Genomic DNA, 10,643 nt, shown 5'->3' on the forward strand with positions numbered 1-10,643 from the left:
CGCGCCCGCCGGGGCACCGGCAGCGGCGGAGGCCGCCGAGACGGTCGTCCCGACGACGCCGGCGGCTCCCGAGGCGGTGCCGGCGTCCGAGTCGGCCGCCGACTCCTCGCAGGACGCCGCTCCCCGGCGTACCCGTCGCCGCGCGACCCGCACGGTGACCACGCCGACGGCGGCCACCGGGGAGGCCGCCGCCTCCACCGAGACCGCCGCACCCGCCGAGGCTGCCGCACCCGCCGAGGCCGCCGAGGCTGCGGCTCCGCGCCGCACCCGTCGCCGGGCGACGCGCACCACGGCCACGCCGACGGCGGCCACCGAGGCGACCGGGACCACGGACACCGCCGCGGCGGTGCGAACCCCCGCCGAACCGGCCGAGACTCCCGCGGACACCGAGGTCGCCGAGATCGCCGAGAAGACCGAAATCACCGAAACCACCGAAGACGCCGCTCCGCGCCGCACCAGGCGCCGTGCCTCGCGCCGTGCCTCCGCGCCCGCCGGCGCCCCGGTGTCCGCCGAGACGGCGGAAGGTGTCGCGGGCGAGCCCGCGCAGGCCGCCCCGAACGCCGAGGAGGCCCCGGTGACCGAGAACGAGAAGCAGACACAGACCCCCGCCGAGGGCGAGCAGGCCCCGGAAGAGGCTGTCGCGGCATCCGCCGACGATGCCGCCCCGCGCCGTCGCCGCCGCGTCGTCCGCAAGGCCGCCGCCGGGTTCGCCGAGCCCGCGCGTACCGCCCGTGCCGAGGCGCGGGCGGCCGAGGACGAGGACGCGCCGCGGCGCCCCGCGCGCCCGGCCGTCGCCGTGTTCCAGCCGCCGGTCTTCACCGAGCCCCGCTTCCAGACCCCGCAGCGGGCCGCCGCCGAGGCGGCGGCCGAGGTCGTGGAACCGGTGGAGGACGAGACCGAGACCGAGGAGTTCCCGGAGGAGCGGCCCGCCGCCTCCCGCCGCCGCCGCCGGAGGCGGGGCGCCGGTGACGAGACCGAGACCGCCGCACCGGCCGCCGGGACCGCTCCCGCGCCCCGCGCGGGTGACGAGGCGGAGGAGACGGGGGCACCGGTCGAGGACCACGCCGAGACCGACACGGACGGCAACGACGCCCACGACGGGGACGACGGGGACGACGGCGAGTCCTCCGGTTCGCGCCGTCGCCGCCGCCGCGGTGGCCGTCGCCGCCGGCGCGGTGAGTCGGCCGAGGGCGACGCCGAGGGCGGCGAGCACGAGGACGGCGACGCCGGGCGGGCCATTGCCGAGCAGGCCGCCCAGGACGCCGAGGACACCGCCGAGCAGTCCACCGAGGACGCCGAGGACAGCGAGGACTTCGGCGGCTCCAGCAGCAGCCGGCGCCGTCGTCGCCGGCGCCGCCGGGCCGGTGACGGCGGCGGCGAGGGCGATTCCACGACCGACGACCCCGAGCGCACCGTCGTCAAGGTGCGCGAGCCGCGCAAGGCCGCCGAGCCGTCGGACGAGGTGCAGTCCATCAAGGGCTCCACGCGTCTGGAGGCGAAGAAGCAGCGCCGCCGCGAGGGCCGTGAGCAGGGCCGCCGCCGTGTGCCGATCATCACCGAGGCCGAGTTCCTGGCCCGCCGTGAGGCCGTCGAGCGCGTCATGGTGGTCCGTCAGCACGGCGACCGTACGCAGATCGGCGTCCTGGAGGACGGCGTGCTCGTCGAGCACTACGTCAACAAGGAGCAGGCGACCTCGTACGTCGGGAACGTCTACCTCGGCAAGGTGCAGAACGTGCTGCCGTCGATGGAGGCCGCCTTCATCGACATCGGCAAGGGCCGCAACGCCGTGCTCTACGCCGGTGAGGTCAACTTCGAGGCTCTGGGCATGGGCCACGGCCCGCGCCGCATCGAGTCCGCGCTGAAGTCCGGACAGCCGGTGCTGGTCCAGGTCACCAAGGACCCGATCGGCCACAAGGGCGCCCGCCTCACCAGCCAGGTCTCCCTCCCGGGCCGCTACCTCGTGTACGTGCCCGAGGGCTCGATGACCGGCATCAGCCGCAAGCTGCCCGACACCGAGCGGGCCCGGCTGAAGACCATCCTCAAGAAGATCGTCCCTGAGGACGCGGGCGTCATCGTGCGCACCGCCGCCGAGGGGGCGAGCGAGGACGAGCTGCGCCGCGACGTCGAACGTCTCCAGGCGCAGTGGGAGGAGATCAAGAAGAAGTCCAAGAACGGCGGCAACGCTCCGACGCTGCTGTACGGCGAGCCGGACATGACCGTCCGGGTCGTGCGGGACATCTTCAACGAGGACTTCACCAAGGTCGTCGTCAGCGGTGACGAGGCCTGGGAGACCATCCACGGTTATGTCGCGCACGTGGCGCCGGACCTGGCCGGGCGGCTGTCCCGGTGGACCAGCGAGGTCGACGTCTTCGCCACGTACCGGATCGACGAGCAGCTCGCCAAGGCGCTGGACCGCAAGGTCTGGCTGCCGAGCGGCGGTTCGCTGGTGATCGACCGGACCGAGGCGATGGTCGTCGTCGACGTCAACACCGGCAAGTTCACCGGTCAGGGCGGCAATCTCGAGGAGACGGTCACCAGGAACAACCTCGAGGCGGCCGAGGAGATCGTGCGGCAGCTGCGGCTGCGCGACCTCGGCGGCATCATCGTCATCGACTTCATCGACATGGTGCTGGAGTCCAACCGGGATCTGGTGCTGCGGCGCCTGCTGGAATGCCTGGGCCGGGACCGTACGAAGCACCAGGTCGCCGAGGTGACCTCGCTGGGTCTGGTCCAGATGACCCGCAAGCGGGTCGGCCAGGGCCTGCTGGAGTCGTTCTCGGAGACCTGCGTCCACTGCAACGGACGCGGTGTCATCGTGCACCTGGACCAGCCGGCCGCGGCCGGTGGCGGCGGCAAGCGCAGGAAGCGGGCGCGGGCCGGCGCGGCGGAGCAGCCGCACGAGCACGATCACGAGACGGCCGAGCAGGAGGCGGAGTCGGAGTCGGTGGCCGAGGTCATCGCCGAGGCCGCCGAGCCGGCGGCCCTCCCCGCTCCCGGCTTCACGCCGGACGAGGAGCTGTACAGCAGCGCCGCCGAGGCGGAGGCCGCGGCCACCCGTGGCCGTACCCGCCGCCGGACGAGCCGGCGGGCGTCCGCACCCGCGGGCGCGCCGAAGCGGGAGGCCGCCCCGGCCGACCGCGGGCGGGGCGAGGAGTCCGAGCGGGCCCAGGGGCCGGTGACGGCCGGGGAGGTCGCCACCTCCGGGGTTCCCACGGCCCAGGACGTGACGGCCGCCGAGGAGGCCGCGCGTCCGGTGCAGCCGGAGTCGGCCGCCGAGGCGCTGGCCGAGCCCGCGGCAGTCGAGGACGCCGTGGTGCCCGAGGAGAGCGCGCCCAAGGGCCGTACGCGTCGCCGGGCCACCCGCAAGGTGTCCGCGCCCGCGGGTTCCCCGGCGGGAGCGGAAGCCGCCGTGATGACGGTCGCGGAGCCCACGAAGGCGCGGGAGGCGCCGGCGGTCGAGGAGGCCCCCGCCGAGGTGGCCGCCCCGGCGGAGTCCGAGGTTCCGGCCGCCCGTCCGCGTCGCCGCGCGGTGCGCAAGCCGAGCACCACCACCGCCTCCGAGGACACAGCCGTCGTGGTCGTCCCCTCGGCGGCCCCGGCGGAGGAGCCAGCATCCCCGGCTGCCGAGGCGCCGTCCGCGGAACCCGCCGAGGCGGCATCCGGTGAGGCCGAAGCCGTCCCGGCCAAGAAGACCGCCCGCAAGGCGGCCAAGAAGGCCACGGTGAAGAAGGCCGCCACGAAGAAGACGGCGACCGCCAAGAAGACCGCCGCCAAGAAGACGACGGCCAAGAAGGCGACGGCCACCAAGACGGCCACCGCCAAGAAGACGGCCTCGAAGAAGACGGCGTCCAAGAAGACCGCGGCGGCGGCCCAGCAGCCGTCGTCCTCGGTCACGGCCGTGACCGACGAGGACTGAGCGCCCGTCCACGCTGTGTGGTCCTGTCCCCCCGTGGGCAGGACCACACCCTTGTCCCGAGGGAGCGTCCACCGCGCGTGGACGCTCCCGTCGATGAGTTCTGCCGCCGAGATGACACCTCCCCGACTCGGTCGGACCCGGGGAACCCTAAGGAGAGAACCGCGATGATAGGTCTCGTGCTCGCCGCCGGCGCCGGACGCCGTCTGCGCCCCTACACCGACACCCTGCCCAAGGCGCTGGTGCCGGTGGGGCCCGCGGGTGTGGAGGGTGAGCCGACGGTCCTGGACCTGACTCTGGCCAACTTCGCCGAGATCGGGCTGACCGAGGCCGGGGTGATCGTCGGTTACCGCAAGGAGGCGGTGTACGAGCGCCGGGCGGCGCTGGAGGCGAAGTACGGGCTGAAGCTGACGCTCATCGACAACGACCGCGCCGAGGAGTGGAACAACGCCTACTCCCTGTGGTGCGGCCGTGACGCGCTCGGGGACGGGGTGATCCTGGCCAACGGCGACACTGTGCACCCGGTCTCGGTGGAGAGGACGCTGCTGGCCGCGCGCGGTGACGGCAAGCGGATCATCCTGGCGGTGGACACGGTGAAGAAGCTGGCGGACGAGGAGATGAAGGTCGTCGTCGACCCGGCGGGGGGGATGACGCGGATCACCAAGCTGATGGATCCGGCGGAGGCGACCGGTGAGTACATCGGTGTCACGCTCATCGAGGGCGGGGCGGCGGGTGAGCTGGCGGACGCGCTGAAGGCGACGTTCGAGCGGGACCCGCAGCTGTACTACGAGGACGGTTACCAGGAGCTGGTCAACCGCGGTTTCCGGATCGACGTGGCGCCGATCGGCGATGTCCCGTGGGTCGAGATCGACAACCACGACGACCTCGCCCGCGGACGGGAGATCGCGTGCCTGTACTGACCCGGCTCATCCCCTCGCCGGTCGTCGTCGACATCCGCCCGGGTGCCCTCGACGACCTGGCGAGTGTCCTCGCGGACCAGCGGATCTCCCAGTCGGGCAGACTGGCGGTGGCGATCAGTGACGGCTCCGGCGCCCGGCTGCGGGAGCGGCTGGCGCCGGCCCTGCCGGGGGCCGACTGGTTCGAGGTCGGCGGCGGCACCATCGACGCCGCGGTGCGGCTGGCCGACAAGATGAAGTCGGGCCGTTACGACGCGGTCGTCGGACTCGGCGGGGGCAAGGTCATCGACTGCGCCAAGTACTCGGCGGCGCGCATCGGGCTGCCCATGGTCGCGGTCGCCACCAACCTCTCCCACGACGGCATCTGCTCGCCCGTCTCCATCCTGGACAACGACGCCGGCCGCGGTTCGTACGGCGTGCCCATGCCGATCGCGCTGCTCATCGATCTCGCGGTGATACGCGAGGCGCCGATCCGGTTCGTGCGTTCGGGCATCGGGGACGCGATGTCCAACATCTCCGCCGTCGCGGACTGGGAGCTCTCCCACCGGGTCAACGGGGAGAAGGTCGACGGCCTCGCCGCCGCCATGGCACGGCAGGCCGGCGAAGCCGTGCTGCGCCACCCCGGCGGCTGCGGCGACGACGGCTTCCTGACCGTGCTGTCCGAGGGGCTGGTGCTGTCCGGCATCGCCATGTCGATCGCGGGGCACACCCGGCCCTCCTCGGGGGCCTGCCACGAGATCAGTCACGCGCTGGACCTGCTGTACCCCGCGCGGGCCGCCAGCCACGGCGAACAGGTCGGCATCGGAGCGGCGTTCGCGACGCATCTGCGGGGCGACCGGGACAGTTCCCGGACCATGGCCGACGCCCTCCGCCGGCACGGGCTCCCGGTCGTGGCGCGGGAGATCGGCTTCAGCGACGAGGAGTTCGTCCGCGCCGTGGCGTTCGCCCCGGAGACCCGTCCCGGCCGTTACACGATCCTGGAGCATCTGGAGCTGTCACCGGCACAGATCGAGGACGCGTACGGGGAGTACGTCGCGTCGGTCACCGGCTGACGGAGGGGTCCGGTTTGACCCCCATGGGCCGGGCCCCGTAACCTTGACTGTCGGCGTGTCCATCTGGACCGCCACATCCCCGTAAACCTTTTTCCTCCCGGTCGCGGGTTCGCGATCGGGAGAGGTCGTCCGCGTGTGTGCGTGGGCGGCTGGCCTGCGGGGTGCCGTTCTTCGAATGAGAGAGTGAGATCCGCTTGTACGCCATCGTGCGCAGCGGTGGCCGCCAGCACAAGGTTGCTGTCGGCGACATCGTTGAGGTTGACAAGATTTCCACCGCCCAGGTCGGCGACACGGTCGAGCTCTCGACCCTGCTCGTCGTCGACGGCGACGCTGTGACCAGCGACCCGTGGGTGCTGGCCGGCATCAAGGTCCAGGCCGAGATCGTGGACCACCACAAGGGCCAGAAGATCGACATTCTGCGCTACAAGAACAAGACCGGCTACCGCCGTCGTCAGGGCCACCGCCAGCAGTACACGGCGATCAAGGTCACTGAGATCCCCGCGGCTGCGAAGTAAGGGACTGAGGAGAGATGGCACACAAGAAGGGCGCATCGTCCACCCGTAACGGTCGTGACTCCAACGCTCAGCGCCTCGGCGTGAAGCGCTTCGGTGGTCAGGCCGTCAACGCGGGCGAGATCCTGGTCCGCCAGCGCGGCACCCACTTCCACCCGGGTGCCGGCGTCGGCCGCGGCGGCGACGACACCCTGTTCGCGCTGCAGGCCGGTGCGGTGCAGTTCGGCACCCACCGTGGCCGTAAGGTCGTGAACATCGTTCCGGTCGCCTGATCCAGGCCTATCGACCGTACGTTTCGCGAGGCGGACCTCACTTCCCGGACGGGAAGGCGGGTCCGCCTTTCGCGTGTTACCCAAGAAGCACCGAAGTACATACGCACGCTGCGTCACACCGTCTCTGGAGGCACCCCTCATGACCACCTTCGTGGACCGCGTCGAACTGCATGTCGCCGCGGGTAGCGGAGGTCACGGCTGTGCCTCCGTCCATCGCGAGAAGTTCAAGCCGCTCGGCGGACCCGACGGCGGGAACGGCGGGCGCGGCGGCGATGTGATCCTCACCGTCGACCAGTCCGTGACCACCCTGCTCGACTACCACCACTCGCCGCACCGCAAGGCCACGGCCGGCAAGCCCGGTGAGGGCGGCAACCGCTCCGGCAAGGACGGCCAGGACCTGGTCCTGCCCGTGCCGGACGGCACCGTCGTGCTGGACCGGGCGGGCAACGTCCTCGCCGACCTCGTCGGCCACGGCACCTCGTACGTCGCCGCCCAGGGCGGACGCGGCGGGCTCGGCAACGCGGCCCTCGCCTCGGCCCGGCGCAAGGCGCCCGGTTTCGCGCTGCTCGGCGTGCCGGGAGACGTCCAGGACATCGTGCTGGAGCTCAAGACCGTCGCGGACGTGGCGCTCGTGGGCTACCCGAGCGCCGGCAAGTCGTCCCTGATCTCCGTGCTCAGCGCCGCCAAGCCGAAGATCGCCGACTACCCCTTCACCACGCTCGTGCCCAACCTCGGTGTCGTCACCGCCGGTTCCACCGTGTACACCATCGCCGACGTACCCGGTCTGATCCCGGGCGCCAGTCAGGGCAAGGGACTGGGCCTGGAGTTCCTGCGGCACGTCGAGCGGTGCAGTGTGCTGGTGCACGTGCTGGACACCGCCACGCTGGAGTCCGAGCGCGACCCCATCTCCGACCTCGACATCATCGAGGAGGAGCTGCGCCAGTACGGCGGCCTGGACAACCGGCCGCGGATGGTCGTCCTCAACAAGATCGACGTCCCCGACGGCAAGGACCTCGCCGAGATGGTGCGCCCCGATCTCGAGGAGCGCGGCTACCGCGTCTTCGAGGTCTCCGCCGTCGCCCACACCGGGCTGCGCGCGCTGTCCTTCGCCCTCGCCGAAGTGGTGGCCGCCGCCCGTGCCGCCAAGCCGAAGGAGGAGGCGACGCGGATCGTCATCCGGCCCAAGGCCGTGGACGACGCCGGCTTCACCGTCACCCGCGAGGAGGCCGACGGGGAACCGGTCTTCCGGGTGCGTGGCGAGAAGCCCGAACGCTGGGTGCGGCAGACCGACTTCAACAACGACGAGGCCGTCGGCTACCTGGCCGACCGGCTGAACCGCCTCGGTGTCGAGACGGAGCTGATGAAGGCCGGCGCCCGCTCCGGCGACGGGGTCGCGATCGGACCCGAGGACAACGCCGTCGTCTTCGACTGGGAGCCGACGGTCACCGCCGGCGCGGAGATGCTCGGCCGCCGCGGTGAGGACCACCGCTTCGAGGCCCCCCGCCCGGCCGCCCAGCGCCGCCGGGACCGGGACGCGGAACGGGACGAGGCACAGCAGGAGTTCGACGGCTTCGAACCGTTCTGAGGTTCATGAACGGGCTGAACGGGCCCCTGGCCGCCGCTCGAGCGGCGGCCAGGGGCCCGTTCCTTCAGTAGCCGACCGGCGGTGCGCACAGTCGGTCCCCCGCCCGACGCCCCGCCTCCACCCTGCTCCGGCCGGGTGTGACAGCCGGATGCTGCAGTGACCTCGAAGCGGTGGCCCCGTCCGGCCTGCGGCCCAGCCGGCGTCACCCCCTCGGCGTGAGTCACCGCGGTGAACGACGACGGGCCGGGACTCAGACGAGGGAGGCCTGGTCCGCCGGGTTCGTCTGCTCGGACTTCGTCTTGAGTTCGATCCGGTCGTATCCGGCCATGGTGCGCTCGAAACTGCGCGTGGCAAGAAAGAGCCGGTAGACGACGAGGACCTCGAAGAGAAGAAGGAGGACGCCCGCAGCCACCGTCGGCCACAGGATGGAATTGGCCAGCGGCGCGATGATGAATATCGTCATCTGGAACTCGATGCCGCTGAACAGGTGGATGCGGATGCGGTGGCCGACCAGGAAGTCACGGAGCCGTACGTAGCCCGGGAGCCGTGTGATGAACGTCTGCTGCTGCGGCACCGAGGGCGGTGACGCGGGCGCGGCCTGTGCGGGGATCGCAGCCGCCGGCGCGTCCGGCAGGCCCTCGTCCTCCTCCGAGGTCTTCGCCATGGCAGGCGGCTCCGCGAGCCCCAGCTCCTCGGCGCGCTCCCTCAGCTTCCGCCTCATGTCGAGGCGTACCTTCCAGATCTCGAGGGCGTCCATGTACCTCAGCATGTCGAGGAACACAACGGCCACTGCCAGCCATATGTAGGTGACGTCCTCGGTCTGCCGGTACTGCCCGCCCATCAGGGCGATGGCGCATACGAGCACACGGACACGGTCGAAGATGTAGTCGAGCCAGGCGCCGAACGCCGAGCCGTTGCCCTTCAGACGGGCGAGCTTTCCGTCCATGCAGTCGAGGATGAAACTGACGTGGTAGATGACGGCTCCGGCCACGAGCCACTGCCAGTCACCCTGTGCGAAGCAGGCCGCGGCACCGATCCCCAGGACCAGTGCGGCCCAGGTGATCTGGTTCGGAGTCACCCGTGTCCACATGGCGGTCCACCGGACCAGGGGGGTGGCGACGGGGTCGACCAGGAGAACAGTCCACCAGGCGTCTCGCTGCTTCTCGGTGAGGCGGCGGACTTCGGGGAGTGAAGGTACACGCATGACGGTAAGTCTGCATGCTCTCCCGAACGTTGTGCTCCCAAACGTGAGTGTGTGCTACATCACGGCCGGATGAAGTGCGGGTGAATAACACGGGGCGAGTGCTATGTCGGCAAGAGCGGGAAGTGGGCGGTTTCGCCGATGGAGCGGCCCGCGCGGGCTGTGTGACCATGGGGAAACCCCATCGGTGGCGTCGAGCAGCTCTGTCGAACAGGGGTGTGGCCGCTTTGCTGTAAACTCCCGCTTCGCGGCATGACCCTGAAGGAGCCCGGTGAAAGCTCCGGTATGGCGCCGTATATAGGGGAGCGGCGGTCGTCGCCGCTGGTTGTCGTGCATGTCCCACTGTGCAGACCGCGTCGGGACTCGCCGAGAGGTATGGGATTGAAGTGAGTGTGCGTACCCGCATCGGAAGCGGTCTGAAGTCGCGGACCAAGAGTGCGATGCAGGCGCAGAAGCGCCGCGCGTGGTTGTTGCGGGTGACGCGGCAGCGGCAGGGGTTGTTGCGGTCGGACGCGCGTGTGCGTCAGGTGGTGCTCGGGGGGGAGCCGCTGTGGGGGCGGGTGGTCGAGGGGTTCTCGGCGGCCGGTGCCGCGGCGGAGAATCTGGNTGCGGGTGACGCGGCAGCGGCAGGGGTTGTTGCGGTCGGACGCGCGTGTGCGTCAGGTGGTGCTCGGGGGGGAGCCGCTGTGGGGGCGGGTGGTCGAGGGGTTCTCGGCGGCCGGTGCCGCGGCGGAGAATCTGGGGCTGGTCGCGGATGCCCTGGAGCGGGCGGGTGTGGCGTATTTCGTGGTGCCGGGTGTGTCGCGTACGTCGTGGGCGGTGGGTGTGCGTGAGGCGGACCGGGAGTCGTTCCTGGCGTCGATGCGTGCGTTGTACGGGGGGAGTGTCGTTTTCGCTGCGAAGCCCCGTTCGGGTGGGGTGACGGATTTCTCGCTGTTCGCGGACGATGTGTGGCCGAAGGCGTTGTCGTCGGCTCCGGTGATGCGTTTCGGTGTGGTGCAGCTGGGTCCGGTGGGTCAGGTGCTGGCCGGGCCGCAGATGGGCTGTGATGTGGAGTTCTGGCAGGACGGGGCCGATGTGCTGGCCGGTCCTGAGGCGGAGGCGGAGCTGGCGAGGGTGTCGCCGCAGGCGTCGGCCGATGTGCTGGCGGATTCGCTGGTCGCCCCGCGCCGCAACCGCATCGCGGACGTC

The 10,643-nt window shown here is 71.5% G+C and carries 7 protein-coding genes and 1 pseudogene; 7 read left to right on the forward strand and 1 reads right to left on the reverse strand.

The features are described 5' to 3' along the window. The 6 genes from HTV45_RS32845 to obgE all read left to right on the forward strand — a co-directional run. On the forward strand, positions 1 to 3,916 hold a 3,916-nt coding region (locus HTV45_RS32845), incomplete at its 5' end, for an Rne/Rng family ribonuclease (RefSeq protein WP_215209554.1). Positions 3,917 to 4,080: 164 nt separating this feature from the next. Beyond that, entirely contained in the window at positions 4,081 to 4,833 is a 753-nt protein-coding gene (locus HTV45_RS32850) for a sugar phosphate nucleotidyltransferase (protein ID WP_215209526.1), read from the forward strand. Then, positions 4,821 to 5,882 carry an iron-containing alcohol dehydrogenase family protein gene (locus HTV45_RS32855; RefSeq protein WP_215209555.1) on the forward strand — a complete coding sequence of 354 codons (1,062 nt, stop codon included), beginning with the start codon at positions 4,821 to 4,823 and terminating at the stop codon, positions 5,880 to 5,882. Before HTV45_RS32850 ends, HTV45_RS32855 begins: the two co-directional genes overlap by 13 nt. Before the next feature lie 194 nt (positions 5,883 to 6,076). Continuing rightward, positions 6,077 to 6,397, forward strand: coding sequence for a 50S ribosomal protein L21 (gene rplU / locus HTV45_RS32860; protein WP_031040408.1), 321 nt, complete (start codon positions 6,077 to 6,079; stop codon positions 6,395 to 6,397). Positions 6,398 to 6,411: 14 nt separating this feature from the next. Further along, complete coding sequence (rpmA, locus tag HTV45_RS32865) at positions 6,412 to 6,666, forward strand: 50S ribosomal protein L27 (protein ID WP_003976205.1); 255 nt, start codon at positions 6,412 to 6,414, stop codon at positions 6,664 to 6,666. Positions 6,667 to 6,805: 139 nt separating this feature from the next. Then, a complete protein-coding gene (gene obgE, locus HTV45_RS32870; protein WP_215209556.1) occupies positions 6,806 to 8,251 on the forward strand; it encodes a GTPase ObgE in 1,446 nt (481 codons plus the stop codon). Positions 8,252 to 8,501: 250 nt separating this feature from the next. Here the strand turns inward: obgE and HTV45_RS32875 are convergent, their stop codons facing one another. After that, positions 8,502 to 9,455 (reverse strand): CDP-alcohol phosphatidyltransferase family protein, encoded by a 954-nt coding sequence (locus HTV45_RS32875; protein ID WP_215209557.1) that lies wholly within the window; start codon positions 9,453 to 9,455, stop codon positions 8,502 to 8,504. 609 nt (positions 9,456 to 10,064) lie between these two features. Between HTV45_RS32875 and HTV45_RS32880 the strand changes: the two are divergent. Then, positions 10,065 to 10,643: pseudogene (locus tag HTV45_RS32880) on the forward strand (sugar phosphotransferase); the annotation flags it as partial.

Source organism: Streptomyces sp. CHD11 (assembly GCF_018638295.1).
In the GTDB taxonomy this organism is placed as follows: Bacteria; Actinomycetota; Actinomycetes; order Streptomycetales; family Streptomycetaceae; genus Streptomyces.